Source organism: Allobrachymonas sp. (genome assembly GCF_041912815.1).
Classification (GTDB): Bacteria; Pseudomonadota; Gammaproteobacteria; order Burkholderiales; family Burkholderiaceae_C; genus Brachymonas.
Genome location: NZ_JAYRLV010000018.1, coordinates 1 through 17,082 on the forward strand (window position 1 = coordinate 1; position 17,082 = coordinate 17,082).

General features: G+C 62.5%; 17 protein-coding genes and 1 tRNA gene. 16 read left to right on the forward strand and 2 right to left on the reverse strand.

Annotated elements, in window-relative coordinates:
* Window positions 1-276: 276 nt before the first annotated feature.
* The 6 genes from ACE3P9_RS10905 to ACE3P9_RS10930 all read left to right on the forward strand — a co-directional run bounded on the left by ACE3P9_RS10905 (window position 277) and on the right by ACE3P9_RS10930 (window position 7,770).
* A complete protein-coding gene (locus ACE3P9_RS10905; RefSeq protein ID WP_374494197.1) occupies window positions 277-1,152 on the forward strand; it encodes an HlyC/CorC family transporter in 876 nt (291 codons plus the stop codon).
* Between the two features lie 125 nt (window positions 1,153-1,277).
* Entirely contained in the window at window positions 1,278-2,909 is a 1,632-nt protein-coding gene (gene lnt / locus ACE3P9_RS10910) for an apolipoprotein N-acyltransferase (RefSeq protein ID WP_374494150.1), read from the forward strand.
* Window positions 2,910-2,955: 46 nt separating this feature from the next.
* Entirely contained in the window at window positions 2,956-3,873 is a 918-nt protein-coding gene (gene glyQ, locus ACE3P9_RS10915) for a glycine--tRNA ligase subunit alpha (RefSeq protein ID WP_374494151.1), read from the forward strand.
* A 14-nt stretch (window positions 3,874-3,887) separates the two neighbouring features.
* Complete coding sequence (glyS, locus tag ACE3P9_RS10920) at window positions 3,888-6,065, forward strand: glycine--tRNA ligase subunit beta (RefSeq protein WP_374494153.1); 2,178 nt, start codon at window positions 3,888-3,890, stop codon at window positions 6,063-6,065.
* 62 nt (window positions 6,066-6,127) lie between these two features.
* Entirely contained in the window at window positions 6,128-6,832 is a 705-nt protein-coding gene (gmhB, locus tag ACE3P9_RS10925; protein ID WP_374494155.1) for a D-glycero-beta-D-manno-heptose 1,7-bisphosphate 7-phosphatase, read from the forward strand.
* A 92-nt stretch (window positions 6,833-6,924) separates the two neighbouring features.
* The gene (locus ACE3P9_RS10930; protein ID WP_374494156.1) at window positions 6,925-7,770 is read left to right on the forward strand and encodes a M48 family metallopeptidase; all 846 of its coding nucleotides are present in this window, start codon (window positions 6,925-6,927) and stop codon (window positions 7,768-7,770) included.
* A 61-nt stretch (window positions 7,771-7,831) separates the two neighbouring features.
* Here ACE3P9_RS10930 and ACE3P9_RS10935 read toward each other — a convergent pair whose 3' ends face one another.
* Window positions 7,832-8,320, reverse strand: coding sequence for a septal ring lytic transglycosylase RlpA family protein (locus ACE3P9_RS10935; RefSeq protein ID WP_374494158.1), 489 nt, complete (start codon window positions 8,318-8,320; stop codon window positions 7,832-7,834).
* Window positions 8,321-8,885: 565 nt separating this feature from the next.
* On the opposite strand from ACE3P9_RS10935, the gene ACE3P9_RS10940 reads away from it, so the two are divergent.
* The 7 genes from ACE3P9_RS10940 (at window position 8,886) to ACE3P9_RS10970 (ending at window position 15,361) form a co-directional block, all read left to right on the forward strand.
* Window positions 8,886-9,314, forward strand: coding sequence for a MerR family DNA-binding transcriptional regulator (locus ACE3P9_RS10940; RefSeq protein WP_374494160.1), 429 nt, complete (start codon window positions 8,886-8,888; stop codon window positions 9,312-9,314).
* 94 nt (window positions 9,315-9,408) lie between these two features.
* Complete coding sequence (gene can / locus ACE3P9_RS10945) at window positions 9,409-10,092, forward strand: carbonate dehydratase (protein WP_374494161.1); 684 nt, start codon at window positions 9,409-9,411, stop codon at window positions 10,090-10,092.
* 132 nt (window positions 10,093-10,224) lie between these two features.
* Entirely contained in the window at window positions 10,225-12,081 is a 1,857-nt protein-coding gene (gene aceK, locus ACE3P9_RS10950; RefSeq protein WP_374494163.1) for a bifunctional isocitrate dehydrogenase kinase/phosphatase, read from the forward strand.
* 1 nt (window position 12,082) lies between these two features.
* Window positions 12,083-13,261 carry an acetyl-CoA C-acyltransferase gene (locus ACE3P9_RS10955; protein WP_374494164.1) on the forward strand — a complete coding sequence of 393 codons (1,179 nt, stop codon included), beginning with the start codon at window positions 12,083-12,085 and terminating at the stop codon, window positions 13,259-13,261.
* Window positions 13,262-13,454: 193 nt separating this feature from the next.
* Window positions 13,455-14,138 carry an SDR family oxidoreductase gene (locus ACE3P9_RS10960; protein ID WP_374494165.1) on the forward strand — a complete coding sequence of 228 codons (684 nt, stop codon included), beginning with the start codon at window positions 13,455-13,457 and terminating at the stop codon, window positions 14,136-14,138.
* 72 nt (window positions 14,139-14,210) lie between these two features.
* Window positions 14,211-14,657 carry a YchJ family protein gene (locus ACE3P9_RS10965; RefSeq protein ID WP_374494167.1) on the forward strand — a complete coding sequence of 149 codons (447 nt, stop codon included), beginning with the start codon at window positions 14,211-14,213 and terminating at the stop codon, window positions 14,655-14,657.
* Window positions 14,654-15,361, forward strand: coding sequence for an HAD family hydrolase (locus ACE3P9_RS10970; protein ID WP_374494169.1), 708 nt, complete (start codon window positions 14,654-14,656; stop codon window positions 15,359-15,361). The genes ACE3P9_RS10965 and ACE3P9_RS10970 overlap by 4 nt, the downstream gene beginning before the upstream one ends.
* A gap of 113 nt (window positions 15,362-15,474) precedes the next feature.
* Here ACE3P9_RS10970 and ACE3P9_RS10975 read toward each other — a convergent pair.
* Window positions 15,475-15,550: transfer RNA gene (locus tag ACE3P9_RS10975), tRNA-Lys, on the reverse strand.
* 129 nt (window positions 15,551-15,679) lie between these two features.
* Here ACE3P9_RS10975 and ACE3P9_RS10980 point away from each other — a divergent pair.
* Genes ACE3P9_RS10980 through dtd form a run of 3 tightly spaced genes read left to right on the forward strand, consistent with a single transcriptional unit; the run spans window position 15,680 to window position 17,072 of the window.
* Window positions 15,680-15,916: a DUF1289 domain-containing protein gene (locus ACE3P9_RS10980; protein WP_374494170.1), complete on the forward strand. Its 237-nt coding sequence runs from the start codon at window positions 15,680-15,682 to the stop codon at window positions 15,914-15,916.
* Between the two features lie 44 nt (window positions 15,917-15,960).
* Entirely contained in the window at window positions 15,961-16,617 is a 657-nt protein-coding gene (locus ACE3P9_RS10985; RefSeq protein ID WP_374494172.1) for a 2-hydroxychromene-2-carboxylate isomerase, read from the forward strand.
* Entirely contained in the window at window positions 16,614-17,072 is a 459-nt protein-coding gene (gene dtd / locus ACE3P9_RS10990) for a D-aminoacyl-tRNA deacylase (RefSeq protein ID WP_374494173.1), read from the forward strand. Before ACE3P9_RS10985 ends, dtd begins: the two co-directional genes overlap by 4 nt.
* Window positions 17,073-17,082 lie beyond the last annotated feature (10 nt).

Below are 17,082 nucleotides of genomic sequence, written 5' to 3' on the forward strand. Positions count from 1 at the left end.
CTTCCCATCCCGAACAGGACAGTGAAACGACTCTGCGCCGATGATAGTGCGGATTCCCGTGTGAAAGTAGGTCATCGTCAGGCTCATTACAGCTCGAAGCGCCCCCGTCGTATGGGGGCGCTTTTTTTTGTGCTGTTGCGGTTCGGTGTTCCGCACCTTCTGTCAGGGTGTTCGAAAAGTTCAGGGGGCAATGCATCTGCAAAAAGTGATGAATCCAATGGGCTTTTTGTGTATGCTCACAGGATTGCAACCAATGCACTTCGGTGCCTGTCCTCCGTGAGCGATCCAACCCCTTCCCCTGCAGCGGGAAGTGAAGACAAGCGAAGCCTGATGCAGAAAATAGTCGAGTTTCTGCATCCAGGCCCAGATTCTCGAGAAGAACTTTACAACACCCTTTCCCAGGCCGAACAAAATCAGGTGATTGCGCCAGACAGCCGTGCAATGCTGGAGGGTGTGATCCGTATTTCACAGATGACGGTGACCGATGTGATGGTCCCGTCCAAGCGCATGGATCTGCTCGATATCGACAGCGAGTACGACGCGCTTCTTGCTTCTGTGATTGAGACAGGGCACTCCCGCTTTCCTGTATACGACGGCGAAAAGGCCAACATCGTGGGTGTGCTGATGGCCAAGGATTTGCTCAAGCTGCAGCGTGCGCCGGAGCTCAACATCAGAGCATTGCTGCGACCCCCTGTGTTTGTGCCGGAGAGCAAGGCACTCAATGATCTGCTGCGGGAGTTCCGTGCCAAGAGAAATCATCTGGCCATCGTGATTGATGAATTTGGTCGGGTAGCGGGTTTGATCACGATTGAGGATGTCCTGGAAGAAATCGTCGGAGAAATCGAGGATGAGTTTGACGATGACGATGAGGACGAGGGGGATATCTACAACCTCGTGGATGGCAGCTATCGCATCAGCGGCGACACTCCGATCGAACGCTTGGATGAGTATTTCGATGTGAAGCTGGCTCCGGAGGATACAGAGGATGAGAACGCCTTCGACACGATAGGTGGGCTTGTCGCACATGAACTCGGGCATGTGCCTCGTAGAGGGGAAGTGATCACGTTGCAGGGATTGAACTTCATGGCACTGCATACACAGGCAGGTGCGGTGCGCTGGTTCAAGGTGACTCCTGCAGTGAAGACAGAATGAGTGGCGCGGGATTTGCTGTGGCCGATCATACAGAGTGTGAGGTTGGGCACGGCACAGGGGGTGCCTGGCGTCAGGGAATCACAGGGGGATGCCTGGCATGTCTGGGGATTCTGCAGGCATGGAGCGTGGCATTGCCATGGAGTGGGCAGAACAGCTGGTGGCTGCAGGTGCTGTCTTTGGCGGGTCTGTTCGTGCTGCTGACGCCATCGGATGCGCAGGTGGATGACCAGAGACGCGCATGGCGTGGGTTTGCCATGGGATGGTGGTTTGGCTGCTGCTGGCTCCTGGGCAGTTTCTGGTGGCTCTATGTCTCGATGCATGCCTACGGAGGATTGCCTTCGTGGCTGGCGGGTCTGGCCGTGGCGCTGCTGGCGTCCGCAGTAGCTGTGTTCTACGGGCTAGCAGCGGCACTGTACCGGGGATGGGCATCGGCATGGGGGGCAGCGGGGCGCATCATGGGCTTTGCGGCATTCTGGACGCTTGCTGAACTCTGCCGAGCGGAGTGGTTTACCGGTTTTCCATGGGGGGCTTCGGGATACGCCCACCTGACGGGACCTCTCAAGGGCATGGTGCCATGGATTGGTGTCTATGGGGTGGGTTGGGCTGCCGCCTTGTGGGCTGCAGGGATAGGCTGCACTGTGCGATGGGGCTTGTTGCGGCACACCACCTTGCGACGGAGCGGAGTGCGAAAGCGTGAGGGCGCGGTGGTGCATATGCTGCTTGCCTGGATGTTGGTGCCCCTTTTTGGGGGCGTGGCGGGCCTGGCGTGGAGAGGTGGGGCGGAGGTAGCGGGGAAGCCGCTGCGGGTGACTCTGTTGCAGGGGAATGTGTCGCAGGATCAGAAGTTCCAGCAGGCTTCCGGGATTCTGCTGTCGCTGCAGTGGTATGGACAACAGCTGGATCTGGCGAAGGGCGATCTGGTGGTGACACCGGAAACTGCCTTGCCCCTGCTGCCTCAATATCTGCCGCAGGCCTACTGGCAGGCATTGAACAAGCGCTTTGCGACAGGACAGCAGGCTGCACTGATCGGGATGCCGGTTGCTGTGCAGGGGCAGGGCTATGCCAATGTGGTATTGGGCATGGCTCCGGGAGGGGCGGTCTCGAAGGGATCTGGACAGGCATTGCCTCTGGAACTGCCTCCTGTGCCAGATCAGGTGTATGGCTATGCCAAGCATCATCTGGTGCCTTTTGGGGAGTTCGTGCCCTGGGGGTTCAGGTGGTTCGTGGACATGATGCACATCCCGCTGGGGGATTTCCGTCGAGGTGCTCTGCCGCAGCCAGGCTTGGCGTGGCATGGGGAACGTATCCAGCCGAACGTGTGCTATGAGGATCTCTTTGGCGAAGAGTTGGCTGCAGCCTTCGTGGATGGGGCACAAGCACCCACGCTGCTGGTGAATCTCAGCAATATTGCCTGGTTCGGGGACACGATCGCCATTGATCAGCACCGCAACATCAGCCGCATGCGTGCTCTTGAGCTGGGTCGGCCGATGGTGCGTGCCACGAATACGGGAGCCACGGCGATCATTGCTCCGGACGGCACGGTGATCCGGGAGCTGCCAAGACTGACCCGCGGTGTGCTGGAGGGAGAGGTGCGCGGGCGTACAGGGATTACGCCCTATGCCTGGTGGGTTTCCCGCTGGGGACTGATGCCGCTGTGGGTGTTGGCCATTCTGGTCTGTCTGGCATGCGTGTGGCAGACCAGATGTTTCTCGGTGCGAGTGCCTTCCGGGAAGTCGCTTGAGGATCGGCGCCGCTAAAATCGATCCATGATGCTCCATGGGTGGAGCGATTCAGAAAAGATTCATGCTGACTTTCCAACAAATCATTCTCAAGCTGCAGCAATACTGGGATGCCCAGGGCTGCGCGTTGCTGCAACCCTATGACATGGAGGTGGGCGCAGGGACCAGCCATACGGCCACATTCTTGCGCGCCATTGGCCCTGAGCCGTGGAAGGCTGCCTATGTGCAGCCCAGCCGTCGGCCCAAGGATGGGCGCTATGGCGAGAATCCGAATCGGCTGCAGCACTACTATCAGTTTCAGGTGGTGCTGAAACCGGCGCCGTCCAACATTCTGGAGCTGTATCTGGGAAGCCTGGAGGCCTTGGGATTCGATTTGAAGAAAAACGATATCCGGTTCGTGGAGGACGACTGGGAGAATCCTACGCTCGGGGCCTGGGGCTTGGGATGGGAGGTCTGGCTCAATGGCATGGAGGTGACGCAGTTCACGTACTTCCAGCAGGTGGGAGGGATCGACTGTCATCCGGCCACGGGCGAGATCACCTATGGACTCGAACGTCTGGCGATGTATCTGCAGGGAGTCGACAATGTCTACAAGCTGCAGTGGACCGAGGGGCTGACCTACGGCGATGTCTACCACCAGAACGAAGTGGAGCAGAGTACCTACAACTTCGAGTACAGCGACGTGGACTTTCTGTTTCAGGCGTTTGCTGCCCACGAGAAGGAGGCACAGTTCCTCATGGACAAGCAGCTGGCGCTCCCCGCCTACGAGCAGGTGCTCAAGGCGGCCCATACGTTCAATTTGCTGGATGCACGCGGGGCGATCAGTGTGACCGAGCGTGCGGCCTATATCGGGCGGATTCGCAATCTGGCACGGAGTGTGGCGCAGAGCTACTACAAAAGCCGTGAACGTCTGGGATTCCCCATGGCGCCACGCGAGTGGATTGCAGCGATGGAACAGAAACAGGACAAGAAGGCCGCTTGAGGAAAAACATCAACATGACTACAGAAAACCTTCTCGTCGAACTTTTCGTGGAAGAGCTGCCGCCCAAGGCACTTCAAAAACTGGGAGACGCTTTTGCGGCAGGACTGACAGCGTCTTTGCAGGGGCAGGGGTTGACGGCACCGGATTCGGTGACGACCGCCTATGCCAGTCCGCGTCGTCTCGCTGCCCACATCACCCATGTAGCGGCCAAGGCCGAGGATCGGGCCGTGCAGCACAAGCTGATGCCCGTGAGCGTGGGGCTCAATGCCGAGGGGCAGGCGACTCCCGCACTGCTCAAGAAGCTGGCCGCGCTGGGGGCAGATGCGAACGTGGTGCCGCATCTGATCCGGCGTGTGGATGGAAAGGCCGAGGCTCTGTTCCTGGATGCGGTGCGCGATGGCGTGGCGCTGGATGAGGGCTTGCAGAAGGCGCTCGATGAGGCGCTTGGCAAGTTGCCCATTCCCAAGGTCATGACCTATCAGCTCGAATCGGAATGCGCGCTTCCCGGATGGAGCAGCGTGCAGTTCGTGCGGCCGGCCCATGGGCTGGTGGCTCTGCATGGAAGCGCGGTGGTGCCGGTGTCTGTGCTGGGGCTGCATGCGGGGCGCACTACGCATGGACATCGCTTCGAGGCGCGGGTGGACCCTGTGGTGATCGAGGATGCCGACAGCTATGCGCGGACCCTGCGTGAGCAGGGGGCCGTGATTGCGGGCTTCGAGGAGCGGCGCGCCGACATCGCCAGCCAGCTGGAGCTGGCAGCAGCCCGTGTCGGCGGAGGATGCAGCCCGATCAGTGACGGCGCCTTGCTCGACGAGGTGACTGCCCTGGTGGAGCGGCCCAAGGTGCTGGTGTGCGAATTCGAGAAGGAATATCTCCAGGTGCCGCAGGAGTGCCTGATTCTCACGATGAAGGCGAACCAGAAGTATTTTCCCCTGCTGGATGCGCAGGGCAAGCTGACGAATCGCTTCCTGGTGGTCAGCAACATCAGCCCGGATGATCCGTCCGCGGTGATCGGTGGAAACGAGCGGGTGGTGCGTCCCCGCCTGGCCGATGCCAAGTTCTTCTTCGATCAGGATCGCAAGAAGAAGCTGGAAGAGCGCATTCCCGGATTGGCGAAGGTGGTGTACCACAACAAGCTGGGCACTCAGGCCGAACGCAGCGAACGCGTGCGAGAGATTGCGCATGCAGTGGTGGAGCAGCTGCGACTGGCACAGTACCCCTATGGGGTCGAGGCCAAGGACGAATTCGATGTGCTCGACAGCAAGGCGCAGCAGGCCGCACGCCTGGCCAAGACCGATCTGCTGACCGATATGGTGGGCGAGTTCCCGGAGCTGCAGGGCATCATGGGCAACTACTACGCGCGGCATGAGGGCTTGCGCGACGGCGTGGCCATTGCCATCGAAGACCATTACAAGCCCCGCTTCGCTGGGGATGCCCTGCCGCGCAACCATACCGGTTCCGTGCTGGCCCTGGCCGACAAGCTGGAAACCCTGGTGGGCATGTTCGGCATCGGCAATGTGCCGACAGGCGAGAAGGATCCCTTTGCCCTGAGGCGCCATGCGCTGGGAGTCGTGCGGATTCTCATCGAGAAGCAGATGCCTGTGGATCTCGGTGCGCTGGTGGCATCGGCAGCGGCCAGCTTCGGTGCCCTGTTGCCTGATGCGCCAGCCAGCAATCGGCAGCTGCTGCACTTCATCGATGAGCGGCTTGCGGGCTACCTGCGGGAACAGGGATTTGCGGCACGCGAGGTCGAGGCTGTGCTGTCGGTGCACCCGATGTGGCGTGAAATTCCGGCACGGCTCGAAGCGGTTCGGGCCTTTGTGGCGCTGCCCGAGGCAGGCGCTCTGGCTGCTGCCAACAAGCGCATCGGCAACATCCTGAAGAAGGCAGGCAATACCGAGCAGCTGGCCGATGCCCATGTCAGCACCGCCCTGCTGCGCGAGCAGGCCGAAAAGGATCTGCACGCTGCCATGCAGCAGGTGCTGCCTGAAGCCGATGCGCAGTTCGAGGCGGGGAGCTACACGGCCTCGCTGCAGACGCTGGCTGCGCTGCGGGGACCTGTGGATGCCTTCTTCGATGACGTGATGGTCAACGCCGAGGAGGACGATCTGCGGCTCAATCGGCAGGCTCTGCTCCATGTGTTGCATCAGGCCATGAATCGCGTGGCAGAACTGGCGCAGCTGGCCGTCTAGGTCGGCTGCCTGTCGTCCGTTCTGCCCTCCTTCGGCCCTTCTTTGTTCCCTGGAGTGTGGCCATGGCCCGTCCCCACAAGACCAATTTCAAGCTCGTGGTCATCGATCGCGATGGCACGCTGTGCGAATACCGCGAGGGTTACATCAAGTCGCCCGAGGAGTGGGTGCCGGTGCCAGGTGCCCTGGAGGCGGTGGCACTGCTCAACCGCGCAGGCTGGCATGTGGTGATGGCCACGAACCAGCCGGCCATTGGTCGCGGTGTGATGGACATGGCTTCGCTCAATGCCATCAATGCCGTCATGCATCGGCAATTGGCTGCAGCAGGAGCGCGGGTCGATGCGATCTTCTTCTGTCCCCATTTGCCGGAGGAGGGATGCCATTGCCACAAGCCCGCTCCCGGACTGCTCGAAGAGATCGGCCACTGCTATGGAGTGGAACTGTCCGCAGTGCATGCCGTGGGAGATGCACTGCGGGATGTGCAGGCGGCGGTGGCGGCCGGATGTGTGCCTCACCTGGTCTGTACCGGGGAAGGTGCACGCTGGCTGGATCAGCCGTTGGATGCAGAGTTTCCTCCGCATGTGCAGGTGCATCGGGATCTGATGGATTTTGCGCGCCATCTGCTTGCACAGGAGGAGCGGCAGAAAGAAGAGTCTGCACGCCGCCGCAGGGAAGAGGCAGAAGAACGCGCCAGCGATGGGGATCTCTCGATGGGGTCTGCACCGCAGGCAGGCCCGTCGCCGCATTCCGGGCATGGAACTGCATCGTGAGCTTTCCGGTGAACGGGATACGCTGCCGCGCGTGCGTCATGAGGCGGAAGCGGACACGGCAGGGTCTGCAGGGCCTGTGACGCACGGATGGCATGATGGAGCGTTCTGTCTTTCAGCATCCGCAGGCCACGCATAGGGTGGTGCTGGACGGCGAGGCTGTGGCATACCTGCTGCGGCGTTCGGCGCGGCGGTCCATCGGCATGCGGATTTCAGAGGAGGGGCTGCAGGTGACGGTGCCTTCGCGGCTCGCCCTTTCGGATGTCGAGGCAGGGCTGCAATTCAGGGCACGCTGGATACTGAAGCACCTCCATGAGGTGCAGACACGTTCTGCGGAGATGCCGAAGCAGATGCAGTGGGAGGATGGCAGCCTCTTGCCTTACCTGGGGCGCGAGATGGTGCTGCGAGTGCATGCTGCCGCTTCACCGGCCTGGGAAGGTGTCCCTTCTGTGGTGCAAGGACGTATCTCGGGCCGCAACCGCAGGGCCCGGCATGCGGTGCAGCACGTGCCGGCGGAGAGACTGGAGCGGGCGGGAGGGCACTGGCGTGACGAGCTGCATCTCCAGTGGGATGGAGAGCTCGTGGTCGCAACGGGACAGATCCAGCATCTTGTCATGCAGTGGTACCAGGAGCGGGCATTGGAATGGTTTGCTGCACGCATGGATCATTTTGCGCCGCTTGTCGGGGTGGAGTATCGGGCGCTTCGGCTGAGCAATGCGCGTACCCGCTGGGGCAGTGCCAGTGCACGGGGCGTGATCCATCTGCACTGGCGGCTGATGGAGTGCGAGCCGGCACTCATCGACTATGTGGTGGTGCATGAACTCTGCCACTTGCACGAGATGAACCACAGTCCGCGCTTCTGGGCTCTCGTGGAGTCTGTGTTGCCCGATTTTCGCGATCGGCGGCAGCGCCTGAAGCAAAAACGGCTGTCACCCTGGTAGGGGCAACAGCCGACGATTGCGCGGGAATGATCCGCCACTCAGGAAAAGAGAAAGGGGGGATTTATTCGTCGTCGTCCTTCAGGGCCAGCTGCTGTGCCTTCTGGTCGCCGCGGGTGGCTCGGTACAGCACGACCTTGTAGACCCCATGTCCATGCACGCCGAGGCGCTCGGCTGCTGCACGGCTCAGATCAATGACGCGCCCCTTGACATAGGGACCCCGGTCGTTGATGCGCACCACGACCGACTTGCCGGTGGTAGGGCTGACCACGCGAACCAGCGTGCCGAATGGCAGGGTCTTGTGTGCAGCGGTCAGTGCATGCATGTCATAGCGCTCGCCATTGGCGGTGCGGCGATTGTGGAACTGGTCGCCGTACCAAGAGGCAGACCCCTGCTGGAAGGAGGATGCATCGGCATGGGCGATCCGCAGTTCCGTGGGGGTGGACAGCGAGGGAGCAGTGGCTCCGCTGTGTGCCACCTGACGGGCAGTGCGGCGCTTGGCGCGCTGGCTCGACATGCTGTTGGAGAACACGCCGTCCTGAGCATCAGCCATGGGAGATGCTGTGGAGGAGGATGGGGGGGCGGCATTCATGCCTTGGGACACCGCTGTCTGCTGGGCAGCAGAAGTGGCTTTCGTCCCTGCGTGGGCGGGAGATGAAAACACGGCCAAGCACAGGGCCAGACCCGTTCCCATCTGCGCGCCATACGCTCGAAAGGAGATGAAATGAGGCTTCTTCATGGCTGGTGAGCATAACGCTATCGCCAGAATATGGCAAGTTTTTGACCCCTTGACGACGTTTGGTTATATGGAAAGCCCCGATCGGCCCGGTTGAGGTCGTGTACCGGGTGCGCGGAGCGTGCGTCGGGACAGGTATGGAACCGGGCAGTTCAAGGCGGTGAGGGTGGGCAGAGAGGCGCTATTGCCGTCAGGGGTAGTCGGTCCGCACATACAATTCGGCCATGGTCAAGTGGCCTGATGCAGGAAGGCCACAGAGATTTCTGGCAGTCATCGGTGCTGTGCATCCAGATGTGCAGAAGGCGGTGGCGAATTCCCCCACGCATTGCGAGAGCAGGCAACCTTGGCACATATCAAGGCAAGGCGCTTTTTTCGGATGCTCATGACGGACAACATGGTTTCACGCAACGCCACCTACTCCATCGGCGATCTGGCCCGGGAGTTCGATCTCACGACACGCACCATCCGCTTCTACGAGGATGTAGGGCTGCTGCAGCCCGTGCGGCAGGGGACGGGGGGGCGGGTGCGCGTGTATTCGCCCCGGGACCGGGCGCGTCTCAAGCTGATTCTGCGTGCCAAGCGACTGGGATTCAGTCTGAGCGAAGCCCGTCAGATCATCGAGATGTATGACAGCCCGCGGGATACGGAGACACAGATGCGGGCCTATCTGGAGGCATTGGCGACCCATCGGCAGCGTCTGGAGATGCAGCTGGCCGAGCTGCAGGCGAATCTGATGGAGGTGGAGTCCCACGAAGAACAGGCACGGCAGGCCTGGCGCCAGATGCAGGCTGGCGCACAGGAGCAGGAGTGACCGTGCGTACTCGTACCCATGCGATTCATGGGAATGGTGCATGGCGGAGTCTGTGCTTCGCGCATGCCATACAACAGCAAGGAAGGAAACTTCAATGACAGACCCACAGCAACAGCCACCCGTGGACAAGCTGGAGCACTTGTTCGAGAACAACCGTCGCTGGGCGGCGCAGGTGGAAAGTCATCGACCCGGCTTTTTCAGCAGCCTGCGGGCGCAGCAAAATCCCAGGTACATGTGGATCGGCTGCTCGGACAGTCGCGTGCCGGCAAACCAGATCACGGGCCTGGATCCTGGAGAAATTTTTGTGCACCGCAATGTGGCCAATGTGGTGGTGCCTTCCGATCTGAACTGTCTGTCGACCATCCAGTATGCGGTGGACCAGCTCAAGGTCCAGCATCTGCTGGTGGTGGGGCACTATGGCTGCGGCGGAGTGCAGGCGGCGCTGTTCAACCAGCGTGCGGGGCTGGTGGACAACTGGCTGCGCCACGTGCGCGATGTGCTGGACCGCCACCAGCACCGCATGGATCGCGTGCCCGAAGAACGCAAGCTCGATGCGCTGTGCGAGCTCAATGCCATCGAGCAGGTGGTGCGCGTGTCGCAGACCACGGTGGTGGTCGATGCCTGGTCGCGCGGGCAGGATCTGACCCTGCATGGGTGGGTCTACGGCATCAGCGATGGTCTGGCCCATGACATGGACATGACCGTGCGCAGCACCGAGGAGGTCCGTGCGGCCCGCACGCGCGCCATTGCCCGCTGGGAAAGCCAGTATTGCGAGTAAAGTGCAGGCAGTGCCGTTCCGGCAGCAGCACCCGCCCGGTTCGTGCCGGCGGGTGCTGTCCGGGCGGCACGCAGGGGTCTGTGTTCATGCGGAACCAGACCTGCGGTTCCGCCCACCGACACACCGAGCCACATGATCGTTGACACCACGCTTCCCCAGCGTCTGGATGAGCCGCGCGCACTGGATATCGCGCATGCCATGCTGGACGGGTTCAATCGCCACTATCGGCTGTTTCGCGCCGAGTCCGCGCGGTCCAAGCACCGGTTCGAGACGCAGGACTGGCAGGCCCAGCAGCGGGCCCAGCGCGATCGCATCGAGTTCTACGATCTGCGCGTGCACGAGTGCGAACGCCGACTGGAGCGGGAGTTCGACGCGAGCCATCTGTCGATGGCCGTATGGCAGCAGGTCAAGCTGTTCTACATCGGACTGCTCGCCGATCACCTGCAGCCCGAGCTGGCAGAGACGTTCTTCAATTCGGTGACCACCAACATCCTGCACCGCAACTATTTCCACAACGAATTCATCTTCGTGCGGCCGGCCATCAGCACGGAATACATGGAGATCCGGCCGGACGTGCAGACGTCCTACCGCGCCTATTACCCCAAGCCCGACCATCTCCCGGATGTGGTGCGGACCATCCTCAACGACTACGGGCTGCATGCCCCCTTTGCCAATCTGGAGTCGGATGTGGCACGGGTGGTCGAAGTGTGGAAGCTGCAGATCGGAGGCGGCAAGCTGCGCGCGAACTTTCAGATTCAGGTGCTGTCGAACCTGTTCTACCGCAACAAGGGGGCGTATGTGGTGGGCAAGATCGTCAACAGCTTCAACGAGGCGCCCTTTGCCCTGCCGATTCTCTACAACGAGCGTGGCGAGCTCTACATCGATGCCGTGCTCATCGGCGAAAACGATCTGCTGGCGCTGTTCAGTTTTGCGCGGGCCTATTTTCTGGTGGACATGGAGATTCCTTCGGCCTATGTCCAGTTTCTGCGCACGCTCATGCCGCGCCTGCCCAAGGGGGAAATCTACAACGCCCTGGGGCTGGCCAAGCAGGGCAAGAACCTGTTCTACCGGGATTTTCTGTTTCACCTGCGGCACAGCACGGACCGCTTCCGCATCGCGCCCGGCATCAAGGGCATGGTGATGCTGGTGTTCGACCTGCCGAGCTTTCCGTATGTGTTCAAGATCATCAAGGACTACTACCCGCCCCAGAAGGACACCAGCCGCGAGCAGATCAAGGAAAAGTACAAGCTCGTGCGCTATCACGACCGGGTGGGGCGCATGGCCGACACCATGGAATACCGGGATGTGGCCTTTCCCATGTCGCGCTTCGAGCCGGAGCTCATCGAGGAGATCCAGAAGTACGCGCCCAGCCAGATCGACATCGTGGACCGCAACCACGATGGCCATCTGGAGGTGATCATCAAGCATGCCTACATCGAGCGGCGCATGATTCCGCTCAACATCTATCTGCAGGAGGCGTTCGATGCCGGGCTCGACAATCCCAAGTCCCGCTACCAGATGGAGCATGCCGTCGTCGAATACGGCAATGCGATCAAGGATCTCGTGGCTGCCAACATCTTCCCCGGCGACATGCTGTGGAAGAACTTCGGGGTGACGCGTCACGGAAAGGTCGTGTTCTATGACTACGATGAAATCGAGTACCTGACCGATTGCCATTTCCGGCGCGTGCCGCCGCCGCGTCACGAGGAAGACGAGTTGAGCGGCGAGATCTGGTACAGCGTGGGGCCCAAGGATGTGTTTCCGGAGACCTTCGGCCCCTTCCTGCTCGGCAATCCGGCCGTGCGGGAGGTGTTCATGAAGCACCATGCCGATCTGCTCGACCCCCAGTTCTGGCAGGCGCACCAGGAGCGCATCCGTCGGGGCGAAGTGCTCGACGTGTTTCCCTATGAGCAGGAGAAGCGCTTCATGCGCCATCCGCAGTCCCATCCTCATCCTTCTGCAGTCCCTTCACCAACCAAGGAGAATTGAAATGTCCGAATCCATCGTGATCGTCGCTGCCAAGCGCACCCCCATGGGCGCCTTCCAGAGCGACTTTGCCGGCGTGTCCGCCAACGAGCTGGGCGCCGTGGCCATCAAGGCCGCTGTGGCCCAGGCCGGCATCCAGCCCGAACAGGTCGAGGAAGTGATCTTCGGCAACGTGCTCACCGCTGGTCAGGGTCAGGCCCCTGCCCGCCAGGCCACCATCAAGGCGGGGCTGCCGCAGTCCGTGGGTGCCGTGACCCTCAACAAGGTGTGCGGTTCTGCGCTGAAGTCCATCATGATGGCGGCCGACACCATTGCGGCCGGCAATGCGGACATCATGGTGGCGGGCGGCATGGAAAGCATGACCAACGCGCCCTATCTGCTCAAGAAGGCGCGTGGCGGCTATCGCATCGGGCACGACAAGGTCTTCGACCACATGATGCTCGACGGTCTGGAAGACGCCTACACCGGGCTGGCCATGGGCATGTTTGCCGAAGACTGCGCTGCCAAGTACGGCTTCACCCGTGAAATGCAGGACCAGTTTGCCGTGACCAGCGTGGAGCGTGCCAAGGCAGCGATCGCCAGCGGTGCCTTCAAGGAAGAAATCGCTCCTGTCACCGTGGTGGAACGCAAGGGCGAACGTGTGGTCGATACCGATGAAGGCCCCGGCCGCATCAAGACCGAGAAGATCGCCACCCTGCGCCCCGCCTTCAAGAAGGACGGCACCGTGACGGCCGCCTCCAGCTCCAGCATCAACGACGGTGCTGCTGCCGTGGTCCTGATGACCGAGGGCAAGGCACGCGAACTGGGCCTGCAGCCGCTGGCACGCATCGTCAGCCATGGCACTTTTGCCCATGAGCCCCAGTGGTTCACCACCGCGCCCATCGGCGCGACCAGGAAGGCACTGGCCAAGGCAGGCTGGAACGTGGAGGACGTGGAACTGTGGGAAATCAACGAGGCCTTTGCTGTGGTTCCCATGGCCATGATGAAGGAACTCTCCATTCCCCATGACAAGGTCAACGTCAATGGCGGCGCCTGTGCGCTGGGGCACCCCATCGGGGCGTCCGGTGCGCGCATTCTGGTCACCCTGCTGCATGCCATGAAGCAGCGCGGCCTCAAGAAGGGGCTGGCTACCCTGTGCATCGGCGGCGGCGAGGGCGTCTCGATGTGCGTCGAGATGCTGTAAGCGTGCACACCCGGATGGTTCGGGTCTTGTAGACCGGACCGTCCGGGACACATGCCAACTGAAGGGGCTCCGCAAGGAGCCTTTTCTGTGGGGAGGCAAAGACCGTCACAATGGGCGCATGGGTGGTGAGGGACCCGGGAAGCAGCCGCTCTCCGGCCCTGTGCCGCCGCATCATGCGGAAGGAGACAGCATCATGGGAACCGTGGTCTTGATAGGCGCCTCGCGGGGCATTGGTCTGGAATTGGCTGCGCAGTATGTGCGAGCAGGCGAGCGGGTCATTGCCACGGCGCGCGACGAGGCGGGCCTGGCGCGGCTGGCTGCCGTGGGCGTGGCACAGACTCTGCGGGTCGATGTGTCCGATCCGGCCAGCGTGAGCGGTCTGGCCTGGCAGCTGGGCAGCGTGGCGATCGATCTGGCGCTGTACGTGGCCGGACAGATGAGCCGTGCCGATGCCACCATGCCGCCCACACAGCCCGAATTCGACCGGGTCATGCACGCCAATGTGCTCGGAGCCATGCAGATCATTCCCCAGCTGGCGCCGGGAGTGGAGCAGGGGCGTGCCGGTCAGGGCGGTACCTTTGCCTTCATTTCCAGTGCCATGGGGCGGATGACGGAGACAGGCGGCAGCGATGCCTGGCTGTACCGCGTCAGCAAGGCTGCACTCAATATGGCGGTGGTGTCTGCCCAGCACAGCTACCCCACGGTCTCCATGGTGCTGGTGCATCCGGGATGGGTGCGCACGGACATGGGCGGGGATCGGGCTCCGCTGTCGGTGCAGGACAGCGCCACCGGCATCCGCCAGACCCTGGATGCGCTGACGCCTGCGGCCCATGCGCGATTCGTGCGGTACGACGGCACGGAATACCAGGGCTGGTGAGGCATGGCGGCAGGCGCAGAGACGCTGGCCTGACCGGCTGCCTGCCATGGGAGCACGGGTAGACTACCCGGCATGAAGAAACATCCTGCCTCTCCTGTCTGGCCCGATGGCCCCTGCCCGTGCGGCCGAAGCGATGCCGCAACGGGCCGCCCTCTGTCGGGGGCCGCCTGCTGTGGGCGCTACATCGGGCATTTTGCCGACGTGCCGGCTCCGGATGCCGAAAGCCTCATGCGCTCGCGCTATACCGCGTTTGTACGGGAGGATGTCGACTACCTCCTGCACACCTGGCATGCCGACACCCGCCCACCCACGCTTACCTGTGAAGCTGGCGTGCGCTGGCTGGGGCTGGAGGTGCGGGACGTGCATGTGGCAGACGCCTGCCATGCGGAGGTCGAATTCGTGGCCCGTTCGCGACGGCAGGGGCGCGCTTCCCGTCTGCACGAACGCAGCCGGTTCGTGCGCGAGCCCGATGCACAGGGCGTGTGGCGGTGGAGCTATGTGGATGGGGAGCTGTCATGACGATGACGCGACAGGCATGGACCTGCCTGCTGTTTGATTGCGATGGTGTTCTCGTGGACAGCGAGCCGCTCACCATGGGCGTGCTGCGCGACATGCTCGAGGAGCTGGGCTGGACGATGGATCTCGAGGAGTGCATGCGCCTGTTCGTGGGCAAGGCCACCCGTGACGAGGCGGCTCGCATCGAGCGCGAGACGGGGAAACCCTTCACGGTGGAATGGCTGCATCGTTTCTGGGCACGCCGGGATGTGGCCTTGCGCGCCCATCTGCAGCCCATGGCCGGTGCGCCGGAACTGGTGCATGCTGCGCGTGCGGCGCTGGGACGATCCATGGCCTGCGTGTCGGGAGCCGACCGGGATAAGCTCCGGCTCCAGCTGGAAAAGACCGGCATGTGGGCGGCGTTCGAGGGGCGGGTGTTCAGTGGCCATGATTTCCCGCGCAGCAAGCCCCATCCCGACGTGTACTGCGCAGCCATGCGGGCCCTGGCAGTGCAGCCCGAACAGTGTGTGGTCATCGAGGATACGGCCACCGGCGTGCGCGCGGGCGTGGCGGCCGGGGCACAGGTGCTGGGCTATTGCTGCGAAGGCAATCCCGTGGTGACGCCCGAGCTGCTGCGAGCAGCTGGAGCCCATCGGGTGGTGCGCGATCTCGCAGAGGTGACCCGCTGGGTGAAGAGGGGGTTGGGCCCGGAGCTGCCCGGAAGCTGAAGAAGACGTGCCGCCCGCGCCCCGCAGGGCGGCATTGTGTCTGTGTCGTGTGCTTTTGCCAGAAACAGAAAAGCCTGTCTCTTCGAGATGAAGAAACAGGCTTTGCAGGTATTTGGTGGGCCCTGTAGGGATCGAACCTACGACAAACGGATTAAGAGTCCGCTGCTCTACCAACTGAGCTAAGAGCCCTGCGACAGAGATGAATTATGCACGTTTTCAGCCCGGTTTGCCAGGTGTACCGAAAATTTTTTTCGGAAACCTGTGCGCGGGCCCTGCATGTCCGGGGCTGGAAAAGGGGGAAGCGGGCACAATGCCCCCATGAGTGCCATCTTGCCTGGTCTTTCTGCTGCCACAACCGTACCCTCCGGAGCTTCTGCGGACGAGGTGCCTTCTCCCTGTCGCAAAAAATGCCGCATCGACGAGGCGACTGGTCGGTGCGAGGGATGTTTGCGCACCCTCGACGAGATCGTGCGGTGGCGGGACATGGACTCCGTCGCGCGGCAGGCCGTGTGGGCAGCGATTCGGCAGCGGGCGGCTGATGGGCCGTTGCGCTGATGGGGCGCTGTGCGGACAGAGTTTTTGGAAGGGGGATTTCATCCATGCCAGTTGTTCATTTCTTTTTTGATGTGGTGTCGCCGTATGCCTATCTGGCATTCCATCTGCTGCCGCAGACGCTGGAGGGGCTGGCGTGCCGAGTGAACTACCGGCCGGTCGTGCTGGGAGCGCTGCTCAAGGCTCACGGCACTCCGCCACCGGTGCAGCTCCCTCCCAAGCGGGACTGGATCCGGCGGCACACGCTCTGGCTGGCTGGGCAGCATGGCCTGCCCATGCGCATGCCGGCGGTGCATCCGTTCCGTTCCCTGCCGTGGCTGCGCATGGCCTTGGCGAGCAGTCCGCACGGGCTGCCGAGTCGGTATGTGTGTGAGACCCTTTTTCAGGCCATCTGGGAGGAGGGACGCGATCCCGATGATGCGGACTTCCAGCAAGAGATCTGGCAGGCCATGACGGCCCTGTTGCCCGAGGTGCGCGATCCGGCGGGAGAGGCGGTGAAGGCCGAGCTGTTCGCTCTGGGCGAGGAAGCACTGCGTCTGGGGGTGTTCGGCGTGCCGACCTTTGTGCTCCAGACGGCTTCGGCTGCGACTGGGGAGGGCACCGACGACCATGCGCTGTTCTGGGGTGTGGACAGTCTGCCGATGCTGCGCGATGCGCTGCTGGCCTGTCAGCCGGGAGCCGACGTGCCGGAGGTGGTCGCATGAAGGCCCTGCTGCAGCGCGTGCGTCAGGCCAGCGTGACGGTGGAGGACGAGGAGATAGGCCGGATCGGTCCCGGTCTGCTGGTGCTGCTGTGTGCGGAGCCCCAGGATGACGAGGCGGTGGCCGATCGCCTGTTGGCCAAGGTGCTCAAGCTGCGCATCTTCAGCGATGCCGAAGGTCGTCTCAATCGCGACCTCAGGGACCTTGATGGCGCAGGGACACCGGGCGGTCTGCTGCTGGTGAGCCAGTTCACCCTGACGGCGGACTGTTCGCGCGGCAATCGCCCGAGCTTCACGGGGGCAGCGCCTGCTGCGCAGGGACGTGCGCTCTATGACCATGTGGTGCAGCAGGCGCGGTGCCTGCACCCGGACGTGGCCACGGGGCGCTTTGGAGCCGACATGCAGGTGGCGCTCGTCAATGATGGGCCGGTGACCATCTGGCTCGACATGCAGCCCTGAGCGCGGGAGC